20 protein-coding genes are annotated in these 19,029 nt (G+C 62.5%); 8 read left to right on the top strand and 12 right to left on the bottom strand.

Annotation, left to right across the window (positions count from 1 at the left end):
- Position 1: 1 nt before the first annotated feature.
- The 6 genes from ACN9M3_RS12295 to modA all read right to left on the bottom strand — a co-directional run bounded on the left by ACN9M3_RS12295 (position 2) and on the right by modA (position 5,527).
- On the bottom strand, positions 2 to 2,200 hold the full coding sequence (locus ACN9M3_RS12295) for an FAD-binding protein (RefSeq protein WP_426171071.1): 2,199 nt from the start codon (positions 2,198 to 2,200) through the stop codon (positions 2 to 4).
- A gap of 4 nt (positions 2,201 to 2,204) precedes the next feature.
- On the bottom strand, positions 2,205 to 2,567 hold the full coding sequence (locus tag ACN9M3_RS12290) for a DUF805 domain-containing protein (protein WP_426171070.1): 363 nt from the start codon (positions 2,565 to 2,567) through the stop codon (positions 2,205 to 2,207).
- 77 nt (positions 2,568 to 2,644) lie between these two features.
- Positions 2,645 to 3,445: a TOBE domain-containing protein gene (locus ACN9M3_RS12285; RefSeq protein WP_426171068.1), complete on the bottom strand. Its 801-nt coding sequence runs from the start codon at positions 3,443 to 3,445 to the stop codon at positions 2,645 to 2,647.
- Complete coding sequence (locus tag ACN9M3_RS12280; protein ID WP_426322717.1) at positions 3,438 to 4,118, bottom strand: ATP-binding cassette domain-containing protein; 681 nt, start codon at positions 4,116 to 4,118, stop codon at positions 3,438 to 3,440. Before ACN9M3_RS12280 ends, ACN9M3_RS12285 begins: the two co-directional genes overlap by 8 nt.
- Positions 4,115 to 4,789 (bottom strand): molybdate ABC transporter permease subunit, encoded by a 675-nt coding sequence (gene modB, locus ACN9M3_RS12275; RefSeq protein WP_426322715.1) that lies wholly within the window; start codon positions 4,787 to 4,789, stop codon positions 4,115 to 4,117. Before modB ends, ACN9M3_RS12280 begins: the two co-directional genes overlap by 4 nt.
- A 3-nt stretch (positions 4,790 to 4,792) precedes the next feature.
- A complete protein-coding gene (gene modA, locus ACN9M3_RS12270; protein WP_426322713.1) occupies positions 4,793 to 5,527 on the bottom strand; it encodes a molybdate ABC transporter substrate-binding protein in 735 nt (244 codons plus the stop codon).
- Between the two features lie 116 nt (positions 5,528 to 5,643).
- On the opposite strand from modA, the gene ACN9M3_RS12265 reads away from it, so the two are divergent.
- The 6 genes from ACN9M3_RS12265 to ACN9M3_RS12240 all read left to right on the top strand — a co-directional run bounded on the left by ACN9M3_RS12265 (position 5,644) and on the right by ACN9M3_RS12240 (position 10,244).
- Positions 5,644 to 6,228 carry a GbsR/MarR family transcriptional regulator gene (locus ACN9M3_RS12265; protein WP_426322711.1) on the top strand — a complete coding sequence of 195 codons (585 nt, stop codon included), beginning with the start codon at positions 5,644 to 5,646 and terminating at the stop codon, positions 6,226 to 6,228.
- Positions 6,225 to 6,434, top strand: a complete 210-nt coding sequence (gene cydP, locus ACN9M3_RS12260; RefSeq protein ID WP_426171059.1) for a cytochrome oxidase putative small subunit CydP — start codon at positions 6,225 to 6,227, stop codon at positions 6,432 to 6,434. The genes ACN9M3_RS12265 and cydP overlap by 4 nt, the downstream gene beginning before the upstream one ends.
- The gene (locus ACN9M3_RS12255) at positions 6,418 to 7,974 is read left to right on the top strand and encodes a cytochrome ubiquinol oxidase subunit I (protein ID WP_426322708.1); all 1,557 of its coding nucleotides are present in this window, start codon (positions 6,418 to 6,420) and stop codon (positions 7,972 to 7,974) included. The genes cydP and ACN9M3_RS12255 overlap by 17 nt, the downstream gene beginning before the upstream one ends.
- Positions 7,971 to 9,113: a cytochrome d ubiquinol oxidase subunit II gene (cydB, locus tag ACN9M3_RS12250; protein WP_426322706.1), complete on the top strand. Its 1,143-nt coding sequence runs from the start codon at positions 7,971 to 7,973 to the stop codon at positions 9,111 to 9,113. Before ACN9M3_RS12255 ends, cydB begins: the two co-directional genes overlap by 4 nt.
- Before the next feature lie 12 nt (positions 9,114 to 9,125).
- Positions 9,126 to 9,278, top strand: a complete 153-nt coding sequence (cydX, locus tag ACN9M3_RS12245) for a cytochrome bd-I oxidase subunit CydX (protein WP_426171053.1) — start codon at positions 9,126 to 9,128, stop codon at positions 9,276 to 9,278.
- An 84-nt stretch (positions 9,279 to 9,362) separates the two neighbouring features.
- Positions 9,363 to 10,244: a PhzF family phenazine biosynthesis protein gene (locus tag ACN9M3_RS12240; RefSeq protein ID WP_426322704.1), complete on the top strand. Its 882-nt coding sequence runs from the start codon at positions 9,363 to 9,365 to the stop codon at positions 10,242 to 10,244.
- On the opposite strand, the gene ACN9M3_RS12235 is transcribed toward ACN9M3_RS12240, so the two are convergent.
- Both ACN9M3_RS12235 and ACN9M3_RS12230 read right to left on the bottom strand, forming a co-directional pair.
- A complete protein-coding gene (locus ACN9M3_RS12235; RefSeq protein WP_426322702.1) occupies positions 10,231 to 10,446 on the bottom strand; it encodes a DUF7661 family protein in 216 nt (71 codons plus the stop codon). The genes ACN9M3_RS12240 and ACN9M3_RS12235 overlap by 14 nt on opposite strands.
- A complete protein-coding gene (locus tag ACN9M3_RS12230) occupies positions 10,447 to 11,292 on the bottom strand; it encodes an endonuclease (protein WP_426322700.1) in 846 nt (281 codons plus the stop codon). It lies immediately after the preceding gene.
- 26 nt (positions 11,293 to 11,318) lie between these two features.
- Here ACN9M3_RS12230 and ACN9M3_RS12225 point away from each other — a divergent pair, with 26 nt between their 5' ends.
- Positions 11,319 to 11,819 (top strand): YgjP-like metallopeptidase domain-containing protein, encoded by a 501-nt coding sequence (locus ACN9M3_RS12225; RefSeq protein ID WP_426171044.1) that lies wholly within the window; start codon positions 11,319 to 11,321, stop codon positions 11,817 to 11,819.
- Here ACN9M3_RS12225 and ACN9M3_RS12220 read toward each other — a convergent pair.
- From ACN9M3_RS12220 to ACN9M3_RS12210, 3 genes are read right to left on the bottom strand one after another with little or no spacing between them, the layout of a single operon-like run.
- Positions 11,816 to 12,352 (bottom strand): TIGR00730 family Rossman fold protein, encoded by a 537-nt coding sequence (locus ACN9M3_RS12220; RefSeq protein WP_426171042.1) that lies wholly within the window; start codon positions 12,350 to 12,352, stop codon positions 11,816 to 11,818. The genes ACN9M3_RS12225 and ACN9M3_RS12220 overlap by 4 nt on opposite strands.
- Entirely contained in the window at positions 12,349 to 13,014 is a 666-nt protein-coding gene (locus ACN9M3_RS12215) for a TetR/AcrR family transcriptional regulator (protein WP_055934831.1), read from the bottom strand. Before ACN9M3_RS12215 ends, ACN9M3_RS12220 begins: the two co-directional genes overlap by 4 nt.
- 58 nt (positions 13,015 to 13,072) lie before the next feature.
- Positions 13,073 to 13,420: a phasin family protein gene (locus tag ACN9M3_RS12210; RefSeq protein ID WP_426171040.1), complete on the bottom strand. Its 348-nt coding sequence runs from the start codon at positions 13,418 to 13,420 to the stop codon at positions 13,073 to 13,075.
- 606 nt (positions 13,421 to 14,026) lie between these two features.
- Here ACN9M3_RS12210 and ACN9M3_RS12205 point away from each other — a divergent pair.
- The gene (locus ACN9M3_RS12205) at positions 14,027 to 15,382 is read left to right on the top strand and encodes a SagB/ThcOx family dehydrogenase (protein WP_426323739.1); all 1,356 of its coding nucleotides are present in this window, start codon (positions 14,027 to 14,029) and stop codon (positions 15,380 to 15,382) included.
- Here the strand turns inward: ACN9M3_RS12205 and ACN9M3_RS12200 are convergent.
- Positions 15,379 to 19,002: an EAL domain-containing protein gene (locus tag ACN9M3_RS12200; protein WP_426171038.1), complete on the bottom strand. Its 3,624-nt coding sequence runs from the start codon at positions 19,000 to 19,002 to the stop codon at positions 15,379 to 15,381. The genes ACN9M3_RS12205 and ACN9M3_RS12200 overlap by 4 nt on opposite strands.
- Positions 19,003 to 19,029: the final 27 nt, after the last annotated feature.

Below are 19,029 nucleotides of genomic sequence, written 5' to 3'. Positions count from 1 at the left end.
ATCAGATCCGTTTGAAGGCCATCAGGACGTTCGCGGACGGATCGCCATCCTGCACGATGCGCTCGCCCGTGTGCTCGAAGCCGGCTGCTTCCACGCGCTTGATCCATTCGTCCACCGAAGCGAAGAAGCGCAGCTCCGACGAATTGACCGCCCACGGCTCGCCCAGGCCGGCATTGAACACGCAATGGGCCAGGCTGACGAAATCGTCCATGGCGCGGTCTTTCACGTCGTGGTCGCGCACCACGAAATAGCCGCCGGGACGCACGACATTCGCCACCGACGCCAGGAACGGCGCCAGCTTGTGCGGTTCCATGTGATGCAGGCCGACGAAGCAGCTGACCAGGTCCGCGCTTTGCTCCGGCAGTTCGATGGGCGCGAAGTCCTTCATCTGCACGAACTTGCCGACCTGCAGCAAGCCGCCCCGTTCCACGATATCGACAGGAGAATAGCCTGGCGCCTTGTCGTGCACCAGCGTCACTTTGCCCTTCAGCTTGAGGTGCTTGCGCAGTGCGTTGACGTAGCGGCCGGTGGTGCCGATCTCCACGTAATCCCTCAACACCTGGTCGCCCAGCAGGCGCTTGGCCTGAACACCCATTTCTTCTTTCTGCACCATCAATGACGGCAAGGCATAACGCAGCAGCGACAGCGGCGGCGTAATGCCCGGCAGGCCCGCCTGCAAGGCGCGGTAGATCGATTCCTCGTCGTCGTTTTCGGTGGTCGCCTTGCGGATCAGGGTGTGGAAGCGGTCTTCCGGGAACAGGTTGAAGATGTTCTGCAGGAAGGCGTAGAACTTGTCCGCTTCGCGCTCGCTGCCGTACACCGAATGGAACAGCGAACGGCGCGCCGCTTCGCCATCCGGGTTCAGGTCCAGCGTCGGCGCATAGTATTTGTCCCACAGGGCGCCGCGCAAGCGGTACTCGGGATCGAGCTCGCGCTTCATGGCGAACAGCTCTTTCGCGCGCGGGTAGGCGCGGTGGAATTGTTCATGCGTGCCGTGCAGCTGGTATGGCAGGTAGTAGGTGCCGCCGCATTCCAGCACGGCGTCGATCAACTCGCGCGTCCACACGCCAACGCGTTCGCGCGCATTGTCGCGCGTGCGCTGCTTGTGGTACAGCACGAAAGCGAAGGTCTCGCCGCGCGCCCACGACAGCAAGGTGCCCGGATCGGACAGTGCATGGCGAATCGAGATATTGATGGTGTTGACACGATGCTTGGCCAGGATAGCCGACAGCTTCGGCACGAATTCGTCCATGCGCGTGCAAGGCACGAAATACTCCTGCAGCACGTAGGTGCGCTCAGTGCGGCCCAGCGGCTCCAGTTCCGCCGTGTCGTAGCCGGCCTCGTAATTGCGCCAGTGGACCTTCTTCTTCCGGTACAGCAGCGGGTCGAGCAGGTACTCGCGGCGCCATTTGCCGAACGGCGATTCGGACACCGACCACAGGAAATACAGCTCCGCCAGGTAGGCGCGGTTCAGCGGTTGCAGGCGCGGCTTGTCGGCCGGCAGGTCGGTCACGGTCCAGGTCACGGCGCGCGCACGGTTGTACTGCGGCGGATACAGGTCGGCGTTATGGAAAGTGATCTCCTTGCGGCCGCGCACATTCACGTCGAACCACGCCGGGTAATCCCTGGTCGCCAGCTTTACGCTGCCGCGCTGCACGCGCGTATTCGGCACCAGTTCCAGCTCCGCCTCGGCGATGATGCCGATCGCGCCGTAGCCGCCAATTGCCGCGTAAAACAGCTCGCTGTCCTGCTGCGGGCTCGCTTCGCGCACTTCCCCGCTGGCCAGCACCAGCGTAATCGAACGCACCGACAGCACCACCGGGCCCAGGCCCATATAGCGCCCGTGGGCATTGACCGACAGCGCGCCGCCGACGGTGAAATTGGCATAGGTCTGCATGATCTTCACCGACAACCCGTGCGGGTCGATGAAGCGCTGGATATCGCACCAGCGGATGCCGGCCTGCACGCGGATCAGGCGGTCCGCCGGCGAGAATTCGAGCACGCGGTTCATGCCGCGCAGGTCAAGGTGCAGGCTGCCGGGGCTGGCCGTATGGCCGCCCATGCTGAAATGGCCGCCGCCGATGGAAATCGGCAGGCTGGTCTTGCGCAATGCATCCTGCAGGTCGGCGGTGGTGCTGGGTGTCGCTACCGCGTAGACATTGATCGGGTTGAGCTGGGTGACGTCGTTTACAGTTGGCATAGTCTTACTTTGCGATGTTCACTTGCAGGTAATCGTGGCGCGACAGCGGGTCGTCGCCATAGCGGTTCTTGCCTTCTCCGCCGCGGCGGCAAAGCAGGAGCAGTACCCAGAGCGGGCCCAGGACAGGGATCAACAGCAAAAGAAGACTCGGGCCGGAGCGGCCGATATCATGCAGGCGCTGGGTGGAGACGGCCAGCGCGCCCCAGGTGAAGGCCAGCGCGAACGCGGCGGCGCCGGGATCGCCAAGCAGCTCATTGGCGAGCATGCCGAAGGCCAGGCAGACCAGGCCAAGCGCGATAATACGTGTCAGCCAGGTGCGGCGATTGATGCGCCCCTGGCATCGGAAATATTTTGCTAGCAGTTCCATTTCTTTTCCAAAAAGGACGGGGCGGGCCCGAAAAGTGGACTAGCTTAGCAAATCCTCATAACGTTGCAAAACGGAATTCATATCGGAACGCCGATGATCACGCTCGACGCCTTGAACAAGGCGGTCGCTTCGATGCCTACTTCGAGCTCCATCGCTTGCTCGCTGTCGCGCGTGACGGTGGCCGCGATGGTGCCGCCGCCGGGCAAGGCAATGGTCACCTCGGAATTGACGGCGCCAGGCTGCACGCGGCATACCGTGCCGCGCAGCTGATTTCGCGCCGACAGTTTGCCGGTTTCGCCGGTCGCCAGGATGATCGAAGAAGCCTTAACTAAAGCGAAAGCTTCCGTTCCTTCTTGCAAACAAAGGCTTTCTGCGCTCTCGTGTGTGATGATTGCAACAATCTCCTGGCCGCCAACAATGCGCAGGATGATTTCGTCATTGACCGCGCCCGGCTTGATACGTGCCACGGTTCCGGAGAATTGATTGCGCGCGCTGGTTTTCATTTTCATTGATTGCAACAGGAGGTAATCATCTGCCAACCCTTGCGATTGGCGGCTCAGGTGTTTCATGAACACACTGTGCTCGTATTCGATGCGGCGGAAGTTCGCCACCAGTTGCGCGCCGCGATGCGTGAGCCGCGTACCGCCGCCGCCCTTGCCGCCGGCGGATCGTTCCAGCAGCGGTTCGCCGGCCAGGTTGTTCATCGCATCGATCGCATCCCATGCAGCCTTGTAGCTCATGCCGATTGCCTTGGCGCCTTGCGTGATCGAGCCATGCTGCGCGATGCTGGCCAGCAGTTCGACGCGCTGGTGGCCGCCGAAGTCCTTGCCATCAAGCGTGATCCACACTTCACCTTGCAGTGCGACCTCTTTAACCATTGCTGCCCTCTCCGGCCACGCGGCCGTCAGCCATCGTCAATACATGCCCCCCGAAAGTGGCGGCGTCGTCGGGATCATGCGTAATCAGCAGCATCGGAATATCGAGCCGGCGCTGCAGGCTATCGAGTTCGGCGCGCATGCGCACGCGCAGCGCCGGGTCCAGCGCAGCGAATGGCTCGTCCAGCAGCAGCGCACTCGGTTCCGCCACCAGCGCACGGGCCAGCGCCACGCGCTGCCGCTGGCCGCCGGATAATTCCGCCGGCCGCTGATGCGCGACCTCGGCCAGGCCAAAGGCTTCCAGCCAATAGCGCACTGCTTCCGGCTCGCCGCGATGCGACGGATTGAACCAGCCGCGCTGCAGGCCGAAGCCGATATTCTGCCGCACGTTCAGGTGCGGGAATAAGGCATAGTCCTGGAACAGGTAGCCTACGCGCCGCTTGCGCGTCGGCACATCGATTCCCGCGCTGCTGTCGAACAGCTTCTGCCCATCCAGTTCAATCATGCCGCTGTCAGGACGCGACAAGCCGGCAATCGCTTTCAGCATCTGGCTCTTGCCGGCACCTGATGCGCCGTAGATCACGACCCGCTTGCTCGCCGATTCGAACCGCGCATCGAGCAGGAAGCTGCGCGGCCCGGCGCGCAGGGCCTTGCGGATATTCACACTGATCGTCATGCCGCCCCCTGCGCGCGATTCGGTACCAGCCGGTTCGCAGCCACCAGCACGATGATGCAGGTGAGCGACGTAATGATCACCAGCAGGTTGGCCGTATCGTCCTGCCCCGCCTGCACCGCCTCATAGACGGCAATCGACAGCGTTTGCGTCTTGCCGGGAATGCTTCCCGCCACCATCAGCGTGGCGCCAAACTCGCCCATCGAACGAGCGAAAGCCAGCAAGGTGCCGGCCAGCACGCCGCGCCACGCCAGCGGCAGGCTGACACGCAGGAATACGCCAAGCGGCGGCACGCCCAGCACGCGGGCGGCTTGCTCCAGCTGCACGTCGACAGCTTCGAAGGCCGAGCGCGCACCTTTCAGCACCAGCGGAAAAGCGACGACCGCTGCCGCGATGACTGCACCTTGCCAGGTGAAGATCAGGTTGATGCCGAAGTGCTGCTGCAGCCAATGACCTAACGGGCCATTGCGGCCGATCAGCACAAGGAGGTAATAACCCAGCACCGTCGGCGGCATCACCATCGGCAGCGTGAGCAAGGCATCCAGCACATCGCGGCCGGGGAAGCGGCCGCGCGCCAGCAGGTAGCCGAAGCCGACACCCAGGACCAGGTCAATCAAGATGGCCCACAACGCCACCTTCAGTGACAGGCCAAGGGCGATCAGCGCAGCATCCATTGCTTATGGTTTTCCGAATCCGTGGCGCGCCAGGATGGCCTGGCCGCCGGCGGACATGATGAAATCGGCAAAACCGCGCGCACCCACCGGATTTGGCGCGTCCTTGATGACGGCCAGCGGATAGGTGATCTGCGTCCTGGTCGGCACCACCATCGCTGTGCGCACCTTCTCCGCTTGCGAAGCGACGTCGGTCTGGTACACCAGGCCTGCCTCGACTTCGCCACGGGCGATATAGTCAAGGCTCTGGCGCACATTCGTTCCGAACACGAATTTGGGTTCCAGTTCGCCCCACAGCCCTATTTTTTCCAGCGCGCCCTTGGTGTAGCGGCCAACAGGCACGCTGGCCGGATTGCCCGTGGTCAGCCGCTGCAGCGCCGGCTGGCGCAAGTCGGCCAACGTGCGCAGTTCCAGCTTGCTGCCGAACGGAACAGCCACCACCAGGCGATTGCTGGCGAAGTCGCGGCGACTGCCCGGCGCCAGGTGCGGCTGGGCCTTGTCCATGGCGTCCTGGTCGGCGGAGGCAAAGACATCCACCGGCGCCCCCTTGGCAATCTGGGCCACCAGCGCATCGGATGCTGCAAAGTTCAGCAGGACCTTGTCGCCCGGATGGGCTGCTTCGTAGGCCGCTGCTGCCTCACGGAAAGCGTTGTTGAGACTGGCTGCGGCGGATACAGTGATATCTGCAGCAGAGGCGGCGCCAGCGGCGCCCAACAGCAAGACAGCAGTGATACGTTTCATCAGCATTCCTTTGCAAAAGCGCAATATACACGATTATACAGCGCAAAGTTTTTTGAATCGTCCTATAATTTCAGGAAATCCTGAAAATTCAAAAACTCAAGGAAGCAGATCAAGAAATGGTAAACCTGAGCCCCCTCGCACAGAAATTCATCCTCCACTTTGGCGAAATGGGCAGCCGCTGGGGGATCAACCGCACTGTCGGGCAAATCTATGCCCTGCTCTACGTCAGCAACCGCCCGCTGAATGCCGATGAAATTGCAGAGCACCTGGAATTTTCGCGTTCCAACGTTTCCATGGGCTTGAAGGAACTGCAATCCTGGCGCCTGGTCAAGCTGCTGCACCAGCCAAACGATCGCCGCGAATATTTCGAACCGCCGAAAGACGTGTGGGACATTTTCAAGACCTTGCTGGAAGAACGGCGCCGCCGCGAGGTCGAACCGACCCTGTCCATGCTGCGCGACGCGATGCTCGAATCCGCCTCCACGGCGGAAGACCGCTATGCCCAGGAACGCATGCGCGAGATGTATGAACTGATCGAGCTTTCCAGCTCCTGGTTCGACGACGTGCAGCGCCTGTCGCCGGACACCCTGGCTTCCCTGATGAAAATGGGCTCCACCGTCAAGAAGCTGCTTGATGTGGGCGACGTTGTGCGCGGCAAATTCCGCTCCAGCCGCAGCGAGGCTGAAGAGGACAGCAAATGAAGCCCCCCGGCCGCCACAGCCTGGCCCTGACCATCACGATCGCACTGGCCGTCAAGGCCTTGCTGCTGTACGGCCTGTGGTACGCCTTCTTCTCGCATCCGCAAACCAAGAAAATGCGGCTGCCGACCGGGCAGGTGGAAAAACACCTGCTGGCGGCGCCCGCGCCAACCCTTACCGAAAAGGTCAAAGATGGCACCCGTCGATGAAGTTGTTGCCCTGTCCCGGCTGCAGTTCGGGCTCACCGCCCTATACCATTTCCTGTTTGTCCCGCTGACGCTGGGCCTGTCCTGGATCCTGGTCATCATGGAGTCGGTCTATGTGATGACCGGCCGCGAAATCTATCGCGACATGACCAAGTTCTGGGGCAAGCTGTTCGGCATTAACTTTGCCATGGGTGTTACCACCGGCATCACGCTGGAATTCCAGTTCGGCACCAACTGGGCTTATTACTCGCACTATGTGGGCGATATCTTCGGCACGCCATTGGCGATCGAGGGCATGATGGCCTTCTTCCTCGAATCAACCTTCGTCGGCCTGTTCTTCTTCGGCTGGAACAAGCTCTCCAGGCGCCAGCACCTGCTCGTCACCTTCCTGGTGGCCTTCGGCTCCAGCCTGTCCGCGCTGTGGATCCTGATCGCCAACGGCTGGATGAACCATCCGGTCGGCGCGGAGTTCAATGTCGAAACCATGCGCATGGAACTGACCAGCATCGCCGACGTGATCTTCAACCCGGTGGCGCAAGTGAAGTTCGTGCATACCGTGGCGGCAGGCTATGTCACCGCCTCCATGTTCGTGCTCGGCGTCTCCGCCTGGTATTTACTAAAGGCGCGCGACGTGGCGTTTGCCCTGCGCTCGTTCGCGATTGCCGCAGGCTTTGGCTTGGCCTCGACCCTGTCCGTGATCGTGCTGGGGGACGAATCCGGCTACACCGTGGGTGAAGTGAACAAAGTCAAATTGGCCGCCATCGAAGCCGAATGGCACACGGAACCCGCTCCTGCCGGCATCACCGTATTCGGACTGCCCAACGACGAGCATCAACGCACCGACTACGCGATCAAGATCCCTTACGTCATGGGACTCATTGCCACTCGCTCGATCGACAAGCCGGTCACTGGCATTTCCGAGCTGAAGGCGAACCACGAAGTCCGCATCCGCAATGGCATGAAAGCTTATGCCGCACTGACGCGCATCAAGGCCGGCGATAAGTCGCCCGAGGCGCTGGCAGGCTTCAAAGCGCTGCAGGAAGACTTGGGCTACGGTCTGCTGCTCAAGAAGTACACGCCAAACGTGATCGACGCCACCGACGCCCAGGTAAAGATGGCGGTGGATGACACCATCCCCAAAGTAGCCCCGCTGTTCTGGGCCTTCCGCGGCATGGTAGGACTTGGCCTGGCCTTCCTGTTCATCTTCAGCGCCTCGTTCTACTTCCTGATCCGCCAGCGCCTGGCGCCGCAGCGCTGGCTGCTCAAGCTGGCCGTGTTGGCGATCCCGCTGCCGTGGATTGCCGCGGAACTGGGCTGGATCGTGGCGGAATACGGCCGCCAGCCCTGGACGATTGCGGGGATTTTGCCGACCCACCTGTCGGCCTCCAGCATCCAGCCATCGAACCTGTATTTCAGCCTGGCCGGCTTCGCCTTGTTCTATACCGTGCTGCTGGTGATTGAAATGAAGCTGATGTTCAAGTACGCCCGCCTCGGCCCAAGCGCCCTGCACACCGGCAAATACCATTGGGAGCAGCAAGCATGATCTTCGACTACGAAACCTATAAGGTGATCTGGTGGTGCTTCGTCGCCGTACTGCTGCTTGGCTTTGCACTGACCGATGGGTTTGACTTCGGCGTCGGCATGGCGCTCCCCTTCCTCGGCAAGGACGACACCGAACGCCGCGTCATCATCAACACCATCGGCCCGACCTGGGAAGGCAACCAGACCTGGTTCATAGCCGCGGGCGGCACGCTGTTCGCAGCCTGGCCGCTGGTGTATGCCGCGGCATTCTCCAGCCTTTACATCGCCCTGCTCGTCGCCCTCTTCGCCCTGTTCTTCCGGCCGGTGGGCTTCGACTACCGCAGCAAGATCGCCGACCCGCGCTGGCGCAACAGCTGGGACTGGGGACTGTTCATCGGCGGCTTCGTGCCACCGCTGATCTTCGGCGTCGGCATGGGCAACGTGCTGCAAGGCGTCCCGTTCCGCTACGACGACCTGCTGCGGCTCGAATACACCGGCAATTTCTTCCAGTTGCTCAACCCATTCGGCCTGCTGTCGGGCGTGCTGGCTGTCGCCATGCTCGCCATGCACGGCGCCACCTTCCTGCACCAGAAGACGGAGGGCGTCATCGCCGAGCGCGCGCGCCGCATGGCGATGGTTGCCGCCGCGTTGACCATCGTATTGTTCGCCGCCGCCGGACTATGGGTCGCCACGTCCCTGCCCGGCTACCGCATCACCGCCATGCCCGATGCCGGCACCGCCTTCATGCCTCCGGCGAAAACCGTGGTACTTGCCGCCGGCGCATGGATGGACAATTATTCGCACTGGCCGCTGACGCTGGCCTTCCCGGCGGCAGCCATCCTCGGCGCCGTGCTGGTGATCGTGCTCAGCGCCGCAGGCCGCACCGTTGCAGCCTTCCTTGCCAGCGGCGTGAGCGTCGCCGGCATCCTGCTCACTGTTGGCGGCGCCATGTTCCCCTTCGTCCTGCCGTCTTCGCTGGCGCCCTCGCACAGCCTGACTGCATGGGACGCCACCTCCAGCCACAAGACACTGGCCGTGATGTTCTGGGTCGTGGTGATCATGCTGCCGATTATCGTGATGTACACAAGCTGGGTGTACCGCGTGGTGCGCGGCAAGGTCACCAGCGCCCATATTCACGAAAACGAACACACCGCTTATTGAAAGGAATCAGTCATGTGGTACTTCACCTGGATCCTCGGCATCTGCGTCGCCGTCTTCGCCGCCATCATCAATGTGATGTGGTTGGAGGCGAACTACGCCTTCGGAGAGCGCAAGGAAGAACTGACGCGCGCCCGCTTCGAATCCGCACGCGACGCCGATGTGTAACGGTCGCAGGGCCAGTACAGTACTGGCCCTGGATTGCTCAAGTGTCGCTTCAGCCCGCGGCAAGCGGCAAATACACTTGAGGCCATGAAAACCGTTCCGCTCAAAACTGTTGACGTCTTCACCAGCACGCCCTTCAAGGGCAACCCGGTCGCTGTCATGCTTGACGCCGCTGGCCTGTCCACGGCGCAGATGCAGCAAATCGCGAATTGGACCAACCTGTCCGAAACCAGCTTCGTGTTACCAGTAACCGCCCTTGGCGCCGACTACCACGTGCGGATTTTCACTCCCGGTGGCGAACTGCCTTTCGCCGGGCATCCAACCATTGGCACGGCACACGCCTTGTTGGAAGCCGGCATGGTGACCGCCCGCGATGGCGCGCTAGTCCAGCAGTGCGCCGCTGGACTGGTCCGCTTGACGGTGGAAAGCGCCCCGGACGGCGCCCAATGGATCGCGTTTGACCTGCCCACCCCGACCTGTACCGCGCTCGACGCCGGTCAGGCTGATGAATTGCACGCTATCCTCAACACGCCACTGGCGCAAGGCGTCTCACCTCACCTGGTCGAGGTCGGCGCGCGCTGGGTAGTCGCGCAGTTGCCGAGCGCAGAAGCCGTGTTGGAATGCGCTCCGGATTTTGCGCGGATGAAGGCGCAAGACATCAAAGGCCGCCACACTGGCGTGGTGATCTTCGGTCCGCACGCTGCAGGCGCCGCGACACATATCGAAGTGCGCGCCTTCGCCCCTGCACATGGCATCAATGAAGATCCGGTTTGCGGCAGCGGCAATGGCAGCCTGGCCGCCTACCTGCGCCACACCGGCCAGGCCGACGCCTTTGGCCGCGAATTCCTTGCGTCGCAAGGCGCGCGTGTCGGACGTGCGGGAATATTGAAACTGTCGACCGGCGACAAGCTAATCCGCGTCGGCGGCAACGCCATCACCTGTGTTGACGGAACCATTACGCTACCCTGATCACTTCAGGGTAGGCAGGCCGCGCCTCTTCATGGAAAAGATCGCCGAGGTAAAGGGCCAGGTCGGCCTCCTCGACATCGTGCGGGATGACGAAGTCGGCCGCGCGCCGCTTGCCGTCCGAACCGGGATAGAAAGCAGCCCACTGGCCGCCCTGGCGCTCAATATGGATGCGCGTGCCGAATACATTGAACTTCAACGACATTCAAAGCTCCTCGATGCGTAAAGTGCCCGACTGCAGCGGGCGCACGAGGATATTGTACACATCGATATCGAAGCTCACAGCGGCCGCACGCGGCTTGTCGACACCAAGATAGCACCAGCGATCGACGATCGCACGCTGGCGCAGTCCCGCCGATTCTTCGACGATTGCCACCGCGCCAGCGAACGGCCAGCGTGTCACGCGCAACGGTTCCAGCGCCTGGCGTACCCGTGCCGCGTGATCGGCTGCAGGCTCTTCGCCAGTGCAAGCGCCCTTGCAGCGCGCCACCTGCCGCGCAAAACACGGCCGCCCCGGAACGCCCTTCTCAAGCCCCGTCGCCACCGGGCACAGGCTACGTGCATGAACCACGTCGCGCAGCGTTTCGATGGCCGCCTTTTTGCTGCCAAACAGTCCATATAGCTGGCCGGCCAGCGCAAAGTCCACTTCCCGTGCAAAGACGATCTCGGGATGGTCGCCCCCCATGCTGATCGAGCACATTTCGCGCAGCCTGCGCAGCTTGGAATTGAAGACCGGCTGGTGCCGTTTGACCAGTTCCGATTCGCGCAGCAAAGCGCCAATCTCGCCGCCGGTGCGCTCGAAGTCGATCGTGGCGGCGCGCGCCAGCATCTGCATTTCCTCCGTCGTTCGCATGTGCGACAGCACCCGTGTGCGGATATTGACGCTCTTGCCGATGTAGACCGGCTTGCCGGCCGCATCGCGAAAGATGTAAATACCCGGCAGCGACGGCAAGGCATCGATGCATTCTCTGGGGATGTGGGCGGGATAGCTGAAGTTCAATACGGGGTCGCTGACCACCAGCAGTCCCACCGAATTGACGTGGGTGCGCATGCGGCCATGATACCATTCGCCCCGCCATGAAATACCTCAGCGCTTACTCAGAACAGACACTTTCGCAGGTCCGCCAGGTAATGGACCAGGGCCGCCTTGGCGAAGTACTGCTGCAACGTTATCCGAAAGCCCACGATATCCGCAATGACCGTGCGCTGTACGACTACGTCCAGGATCTTCGCAACGAATTCCTGCGCAATGCGGCCCCGATTGACAAAGTGGCTTTCGACAGCAAGATCCACGTGATCAACCACGCGCTCGGCCTGCACACCTCCGTGTCACGCGTCCAGGGCGGCAAGCTGAAAGCCAAGCACGAAATCCGCGTCGCGACGATGTTCAGGGAAGTGCCGCTGGAATTCCTGCGCATGATCGCAGTGCACGAACTGGCCCACGTAAAAGAAAAGCAACACGACAAGGCGTTCTACAAGCTGTGCACGTATATGGAGCCGAACTACCACCAATACGAGTTCGACACCCGCCTGTACCTGACCCACCTCGATGCGTCCGGCAAGAAGCTCTGGCCTTAGCCGCGCAGGCTTTGCACCAGGGCCGTCGGCGAGGCGTTCACACGCACCATGGCCGCGTGCTGGGGCTTGATGAATCCCTGGTCGCGGGCGTGCTCGATGAAGCCGACCAGCTTGTCGTAGAAACCATCGACGTTCAGCAGGCCAACCGGCTTGCTGTGGATGCCGAGCTGCGACCAGGTCAGCATCTCGAACAGTTCTTCCAGCGTGCCCATGCCGCCCGGCATGGCGATAAAGCCATCCGACAACTGCGCCATCATGGCTTTGCGCTCGTGCATATCCTTGACGATGAACTGGCGCGTCAGGCCGTTATGGCCTACTTCGCGCTCGACCAGGGCGGTCGGGATCACGCCGGTCACTTCGCCGCCAAGGCGCAGCACTTCGTCGGCAATCACGCCCATCAAGCCCACATTGCCGCCGCCATACACCAGCGCCAGGTTCTGCTCCACCAGGGCCGCGGCCAGCGCACGCGCCTGTTCGGCGTAACGAGGGGAGGCGCCGGCATTGGCGCCGCAATATACGCAAATCGATTTCATTTGAGCTTCTTCAGGTATTCTTCGGACAGTTTCTGGAACAGCAGGCTGGTTTCGCCGCGCAGGTAAGGGCCGATCTGGGACAGCACCTGGTAGCAGCCGCGCGCCAGTGCATCCGCCATCGATTGCTGTTCGGAGTATTTGCGCGGGTTGCGCACGTATTCGTAGGATAGCCAATACGTCGCCACTACCACCATATTCACCGACATCGCGTCGATCGCCATGTCGCTGGCTTCCAGCGAGCCTTCGCTGCGCAGGTCCAGGCACAGATTGCGCGCCACCTTGATCTTGTGGGCCAGCAGTTCCTTGAACTCCAGCTCCAGCTTGCGGTTGCGCGACAGCAGGTCGTTCAGGTCGCGGTAGAAGAAGCGGTAACGCCAGATCAGCTCGAACATCAAGTGCAGGTACAGCCACACGTCCTCCACGTTTGAGCGGCGGCCGCTAGGCACCTGCAGCATGCGCTCCGCTTCAGCCTTGAACTGGACGAAGATGGAGTTGACGATGTCGTCCTTGTTCCTGAAATGGTAATAGAGGTTCCCCGGGGAGATATTCATCTCCTCGGCAATGACGGTGGTCGTGATGTTGGGCTCGCCGAACTCGTTAAACAAGCGCAGCGAGAGTTCCAGGATGCGTTCGCGGGTTCGTCTTGGCGCTTTTTGTAGCATAACAGGGGGCTCTATTGTTTCCCCTGCAAGGATATCACTATTAGAAGCTTTCCAGAAGTTACGCTTTTTTCGTTGTGGCCTTTTTGACGGGCTTTTTCACCAAAGCCTTCAATTCTTCGACCTGCCGGCTCAGTTCATCCATCCGGTCGATCAGGGCGTTGATGTCCTGCCGCATTGGCACGCCAATCGAGTCCAGCGCCCGCGTCACCCGCTCCTCGAACACTCTTTCCAGCGAATTGACGGTTTCGCGCACATGGACGGCGCGGTCGCCTTCGACGGCTCGGGCACGTTTTTGCAGGTCGGTGAAGGCCCCCAGCCCCGCCTTCCAGATCTCCTGTGCCGATTCGCGTACTGCCTTGGTCAGCCGTTCTTCGCTTTCCTCAAACGATTTCGTCTTTTTACCCATGGCGGCGGCTCCTGTATTTATTCTGCTGCCATTGTAAGTCGCGCTCTCTAGAACGGGGCTTCTAATGCGGTCTACAATGCCCGCATGGGGCCGAAAATCCTGTGGGTGCTGCTGCCGTTGGCGGTGTACGCCGCCCTGCTCGCGCTGGCATGGCGCGGGAAAGCACCGTCGCGCCTTGCGCTCAATATGCATAGCAGCCTGCTGCTGATGGCCTACCTTCTCTGCACTGCCGGCCTGGGATTGTTCTGGGTCGCCAACCAGCAGCTTCCCGTGTTCGATTGGCATTACCTGTTCGGCTATGCGACGCTGCTCCTGGTGTCGCTGCATCTGTTCTTCAATTTGCCGACGGCCCTGCGCTGGCTGCGGCAGCGGCATGGCTCGCCGCCAGCGCCGCACCGGCCTGCCGGCGCCAGGGCGTGGCGCGGCAGCGTGCTGATCGCCGGTATCGCGGGGGCTTTGGTGCTGGCCTTTGCGCTTGGTGCGCATTGGGGCGCGCGCGGCGTACCGCCCCCGGTTGGCGTGACGGATGCGCGCGGCGACACTCTCGCGGCTGCCATTGCGACGGTGCTGCGCTATCACGAAGCGTCATCGTCTTCGCGCAGCGGCATGTTGCGCCGCGCTCCCGCGGTCGATTGGGGCGCACAACGGCCTCCCTTCAAAAGCTATCCGGCCTCGCCACATATCGCCTTGCCTCGCGCCGTACCGGACGATGCCGACTCTCGCAGTCTGGGCGCCATGCTGCGCGGCCCGGCAGCGCCGCACCCAGGGCAGGCTCTCGACCTTGCGGCCGTTGGGCAGTTACTGCACCTGACTGCAGGCGTCACCGCCAGGCGCGGAGGACTTGCATTGCGCGCCGCGCCCTCTTCCGGCGCCCTGTTCCCTGCCGAGCTTTACCTGGTTGCCAGGCGTGTCAATGGCTTGCAACCGGGGCTTTACCATTTTGATCCCGACCAGCATCGGCTGGCGTGGCTTGGCGGACTTCGTTCCGGGCTGCTTGCAGTCGAGGCGGATTTGCTGATGGTGGTGTCGGCTGTCTTCCAGAGGACCGGTTACAAGTATCGCGATCGCGCTTACCGCTATGTCGCAGCCGACCTGGGGCACCTGCTGGAAAATGCCCGGCTGGCGGGACATTATGTTGGCGTGCACGCCGTCCTTCTAGAACAATTCGACGAAACGGCCCTGGCGTCGCTATTCGGGCTGGATGGCGTGCAGGAAGGCGTGATTGCGATGGCGGCTTTTTCACGCCCGACTGCAGCCGCGCCGGGCAGGCCGGCAGCCCAAACGCTGCCTCCCGGCAGTGCCGATTCTGCTCCAGGGGCCAGCCTCGGCGTGACCGGCGAAATCCATGCCGCCACCTCGGCGGCCAACGGCGGCACGTCCGCGCGCGCACTGCGTGCGGACGGACTGGTCGCCCTGCCGCCGGGCGATGCGGCGCCAATGGACCTGGCCCGAACAATCCTGCAGCGCCGCAGCCAGCGCCGCTTCCCGGAACGGCCGGTCCAGCTCCAGCAACTGGCATCGATATTGGCCGACATGGCGCAGGCACCGCTCTTGTCAGGCGCATTGCATGCAGACCTGGTGGTGAATCGCGTAGCTGGACTAAGGCCCGGCGTCTATCGCTACCTGCCAACGCGGCATGCGCTGCAGCCAGTGCAGCTTGGCGACTTCGCGGCACAGGCCCGCAACGCAGCGCTGGACCAGGACGTCATCGGCGACGCCGCCGTCGTCCTCATCCTCTCCGCCGACAGCGCCCGGGCGCTGAAAAACGGCGCCCGCGGCTACCGCATGGCCTTCCTGGAAGCAGGCCTGATGAGCGAGCGCTGGCTGCTGGGCGCCGTCGCCAGGGGACTGGGCGCCTGTCCCGTCGGTGCGTTCTACGACGACGAGGCGGCGGCGCTGGTCAAGGCGGAGAAAGGCCGCTGGGTCCTGCACTTCGCCGCCCTCGGCCAGGCGGCCGATTAATTGAGGTATTGCGGCGCCCTGACTTGCGAATGCAGCCGGAAGCCTTCGCGGATATTCTCGCGCAGCACCGCCCCCTTCCACGGCTTGGTGTAGAAGCGGTCAATCGCCCCGTGGTTGATGGCAGCCATGATCGGCGTCAGGTCTGCATAGGCCGACAGCATGATGCGGAACGTATCCGGCGCCAGGTTCTTGACCCGCTCCATGAACTCGGTCCCGGTCATCATCGGCATGCACTGGTCGCACAGGATCACCTGCACGCGGTGCCGCGCCAGCACGTCGAAGCCTTCCGCCGCGGTCTGGGCAGTCAGGATCCGGTAGCCGTCCTGCGCCAGGAAATCGCTCAGCACATCGAGCATGAAGGCATCGTCATCGACAATCAGCAAGGTTTGCTGGTCGACGATGCTTTCGTCCGTCGGCGTTTGTAGGTGGCGCCCTTCGCGCAGCATCTGCACGAAGTCGGCCTCGGGCAAGGGGCGGCTGAAGTAATAGCCCTGCATTTCGTCGCAGTCGTGGCGCCGCAGGTAGGACAGTTGCGCATCCTTCTCCACGCCCTCCGCAATCACTTTCAATTTCAGGCTGTGGGCCATATTGATGATGGCCAGCACGATCGCCGCATCGTCCGGATTGCTGGTTACCTCGCGCACGAAAGCGATGTCGATCTTCAGCTTGTCGATCGGGAAGCGTTTCAGGTAAGCCAGCGACGAGTAGCCGGTGCCGAAATCGTCGATCGAAATCTTCACGCCCAGCGCCTTCAGGTTTTGCAGGACCGTGATGGTTTCCTCGGCATTGGACATCAGCGAGCTTTCGGTCAGCTCCAGCTCCAGCAGTTCCGGCGAGATATCGTTCTCCTTGATCGCCCGCATCACCTCTTCTTCCAGGCCGCCGACGAAGAACTGTATCCCGGATACGTTGACCGACAAATGCACGGGGCCGACATCTCCTTTCGCCCACTCGGCAATCTTGCGGCAGGATTCATGCATCACCCAGCTCCCGACTCGCACGATCAGGCCGGTTTCCTCCAGCAGCGGGATGAACAGCGCCGGCGACACCAGCCCGTGGCCTGGCCGCTCCCAGCGCAGCAGCACTTCGGCGCCGCTGATGCGGCCGGAGGCAATATGCACCTTGGGCTGGTAGTACAGCCTGAATTCATTGTTGTCGATGGCGCGCCGCAGCGCATTTTCCATGTCCAGCCGCGCCAGCGATTGCGCATTCATCTCCGCGGTGAAGAAGCGGAAGGCGTCTCGGCCCGCCTCCTTGGCGCGGTACATCGCCGTATCGGCGTACTGGATCAAGGTATCGGGATCGCTGCCATCTTCCGGGAAAACGGAAATGCCGATGCTGGCGGTGACCGTCACCTCGTGGCCCTTCAGGTCGAAGGGCTGGCGCATCGCCTCGCGGATCTTGTCGACTACCGCGATGGCGTTCTGCGCACCTTCCGGCAGCATCAGGATCGCCGCGAACTCGTCGCCCCCGAAACGCCCGATGGTGTCGCGCACGCGCAGGCACTCCACCAGTCGGCTGGAGAACTGCCGCAGCAGCTCGTCGCCGATGGTGTGGCCCAGCGTGTCGTTGATGTTCTTGAAGCGGTCCATGTCGAGGAACAGTACCGCCAGCGCCCAGTTATGCTCGGCCGCCTGTTTCAGCGACAGCGTCAGGGAATCGTAGAACTGGCTGCGGTTCGGCAGGCCGGTCAGGGTATCGAAATGGGCCAGCTTGAGCAGGCGGCGCTCCGCCTCCTTGCGCTCCGTGATGTCGCGCGCAACGGCCACCAGGATCCAGTTCTGGCCCGAGCGCAGCGTGCGGCGCTGCACTTCCACGGACAGCGGCGAACCATCCTTGCATTCAAGCAGCAACTCGGCCATCGCCCCGCTCTGGTCGCCCGCCAGCAGCTTGTCGTACAGGTCCTGCAAAGGCTGCAAGCCGGGAACCAGCTCACGATCCGGCCCAACCTTCAGGAATTCCTCGCGCGCGAAACCCAGCATGCGGCAGGCTGTCACATTGACGTCGATGAAACAGGAATTGGCGCGGTCGACCAGGAAGATCGCATCGGCCGTCGCGTCCATGGCAAGCCGGAAGCGGCGCAGGTCTTCGTCAAGCCGGATGCGCGCGTTCATGTCCAGCTGGAGCTGGGCGTGGTGGCGGCTGATTTCCTCGTACAGCAGCAGGTTTTCGTAGGCGACTGAAATCTGCGCCGCCACCGTCACCGCCACCCGTTCATCGACTTCGTTGAATTCGTCGGCGCCCAGCTTGTCCACCAGGTAAAGCCAGCCGTGCACGCGTTCGCGCGAGGCAATCGGCACGCCAAGGAAGGAATGCACCTGCGGGTGCCCGGCCGGCAGCCCGATCTCACGCGGATCGCCGCCCAGGCGGCTCATGCGAACCGGCTGGCGTTGCTGCAGCAGGCTGTCAAGGATGCCGGCGCGCGGCTGGCCCGCCACGACCTGGGCCTGTTCGCCCACGCCGCAGGATGCAAAATAGCTGGTCTCCTGCGCATCCTGTTCCAGCACGCCGATGCAGGCAAAGCGCGACACGCAAATATTCTGGGCCACGCGCACGCCGATTTCAATCAGGCCTTGCGCATCGCGCTCGGCGCCGAGCTCGATCCCCAGCTCGATCAGGGCCGTCAGGCGCAAGCTGACAGCCTGCAGGCTGGAGAGGGAACGCGACAGGCGCTCGGTCATCTGGTTCAGGTGTTCCGGCTCGCCTTCATGCGTCTCGCCGTTGTTGGCGATGCGCGTAATGCCCTGGCTGCTCGACTCCAGTTCGTCGATGTATTCCGCCACCTTGTGCTCGATATCGAACAGGCGGCCCTGGCTGGGCGGCTCCGGTGCAAATGCCGGCAGCGCCTCGCCCTGCTCCGCCATGCCCAGGGCCTGGTGCACCGTCTTCAGGATCACGTCCGGGTCGGACGGCTTGGGCAGCACCCAGCGCACGCCGCACGCTTCCGCCACTGCCATCGCCTCGCGCTCGCGGTAGGTCGCGGTATAGAAAATGATCGGCACGTCAGCCAGTTCCGGCTTGCTGCGGATGCGGTTGACGAACTCATAGCCATCCATGTTCGGCATCAGGATGTCGGAAATGACCAGGTCCGGCCGCTCCGCTTCCATCACCTTCAAGCCTTCCATGCCGCTGGACGCTTCCAGCAGGCGGTGGCCGCTGTAGCCCAGCAGCGTCATCAGGAATTCGCGGTTCAGTACATGATCGTCGACGATCAGGATCGTCGCGATGTCGTTCTCATCCCGGGGCGACATCTCCCCCGGCAAAAAAGACTCGATTTGCGAGACGAAGGTGTCAGGTTCGATCGGCTTGCCGATATAGCCGTCAAAGCCGGCAGCGAGCAGCTTTTCGCGGTCGCCGACCATGGCCAGTGCGGTCACGGCCAGCGCGGGAATGTCTTTCAGTTCCGGGTCTTGTTTCAGTTGCGCCACCACGCCGTAGCCATCGAGCTTGGGCAGGTGCACATCGCAGATGATCAGGTCGGGCACTTCGCGGCGCGCCACTTCCACGCCTTCCTCTCCGTTGTGGGCCAGGAGCGGCTGATAGCCGAAGGCACGGAGCAGGTACACCATCAGCTCCATATTCGTAGGGTTGTCTTCGATAATCAGGATGCGTGCTGACATTGGTACTCCTGTCAATGTATCGCCTCT

It is taken from the genome of Pseudoduganella sp. R-43 (assembly GCF_049913255.1).
Classification (GTDB): domain Bacteria; phylum Pseudomonadota; class Gammaproteobacteria; order Burkholderiales; family Burkholderiaceae_D; genus Rugamonas.
This window is presented reverse-complemented; position numbering and strand designations above follow the sequence as displayed.

Excerpts from the sequence above, each read along its gene's own strand:
- ACN9M3_RS12210 (WP_426171040.1), bottom strand. The coding sequence starts at position 13,420 with ATGGGTAAAAAGACGAAATCGTTTGAGGAAAGCGAAGAACGGCTGACC.
- ACN9M3_RS12200 (WP_426171038.1), bottom strand. The coding sequence starts at position 19,002 with ATGTCAGCACGCATCCTGATTATCGAAGACAACCCTACGAATATGGAG.
- ACN9M3_RS12265 (WP_426322711.1), top strand. The coding sequence starts at position 5,644 with ATGGTAAACCTGAGCCCCCTCGCACAGAAATTCATCCTCCACTTTGGC.
- ACN9M3_RS12205 (WP_426323739.1), top strand. The coding sequence starts at position 14,027 with ATGTTGCGCCGCGCTCCCGCGGTCGATTGGGGCGCACAACGGCCTCCC.
- ACN9M3_RS12225 (WP_426171044.1), top strand. The coding sequence starts at position 11,319 with ATGAAATACCTCAGCGCTTACTCAGAACAGACACTTTCGCAGGTCCGC.
- modA (WP_426322713.1), bottom strand. The coding sequence starts at position 5,527 with ATGAAACGTATCACTGCTGTCTTGCTGTTGGGCGCCGCTGGCGCCGCC.
- modB (WP_426322715.1), bottom strand. The coding sequence starts at position 4,789 with ATGGATGCTGCGCTGATCGCCCTTGGCCTGTCACTGAAGGTGGCGTTG.
- ACN9M3_RS12280 (WP_426322717.1), bottom strand. The coding sequence starts at position 4,118 with ATGACGATCAGTGTGAATATCCGCAAGGCCCTGCGCGCCGGGCCGCGC.
- ACN9M3_RS12285 (WP_426171068.1), bottom strand. The coding sequence starts at position 3,445 with ATGGTTAAAGAGGTCGCACTGCAAGGTGAAGTGTGGATCACGCTTGAT.
- ACN9M3_RS12255 (WP_426322708.1), top strand. The coding sequence starts at position 6,418 with ATGGCACCCGTCGATGAAGTTGTTGCCCTGTCCCGGCTGCAGTTCGGG.
- cydP (WP_426171059.1), top strand. The coding sequence starts at position 6,225 with ATGAAGCCCCCCGGCCGCCACAGCCTGGCCCTGACCATCACGATCGCA.
- ACN9M3_RS12235 (WP_426322702.1), bottom strand. The coding sequence starts at position 10,446 with ATGTCGTTGAAGTTCAATGTATTCGGCACGCGCATCCATATTGAGCGC.
- cydB (WP_426322706.1), top strand. The coding sequence starts at position 7,971 with ATGATCTTCGACTACGAAACCTATAAGGTGATCTGGTGGTGCTTCGTC.
- ACN9M3_RS12215 (WP_055934831.1), bottom strand. The coding sequence starts at position 13,014 with ATGCTACAAAAAGCGCCAAGACGAACCCGCGAACGCATCCTGGAACTC.
- ACN9M3_RS12230 (WP_426322700.1), bottom strand. The coding sequence starts at position 11,292 with ATGCGCACCCACGTCAATTCGGTGGGACTGCTGGTGGTCAGCGACCCC.
- cydX (WP_426171053.1), top strand. The coding sequence starts at position 9,126 with ATGTGGTACTTCACCTGGATCCTCGGCATCTGCGTCGCCGTCTTCGCC.
- ACN9M3_RS12295 (WP_426171071.1), bottom strand. The coding sequence starts at position 2,200 with ATGCCAACTGTAAACGACGTCACCCAGCTCAACCCGATCAATGTCTAC.
- ACN9M3_RS12220 (WP_426171042.1), bottom strand. The coding sequence starts at position 12,352 with ATGAAATCGATTTGCGTATATTGCGGCGCCAATGCCGGCGCCTCCCCT.
- ACN9M3_RS12240 (WP_426322704.1), top strand. The coding sequence starts at position 9,363 with ATGAAAACCGTTCCGCTCAAAACTGTTGACGTCTTCACCAGCACGCCC.
- ACN9M3_RS12290 (WP_426171070.1), bottom strand. The coding sequence starts at position 2,567 with ATGGAACTGCTAGCAAAATATTTCCGATGCCAGGGGCGCATCAATCGC.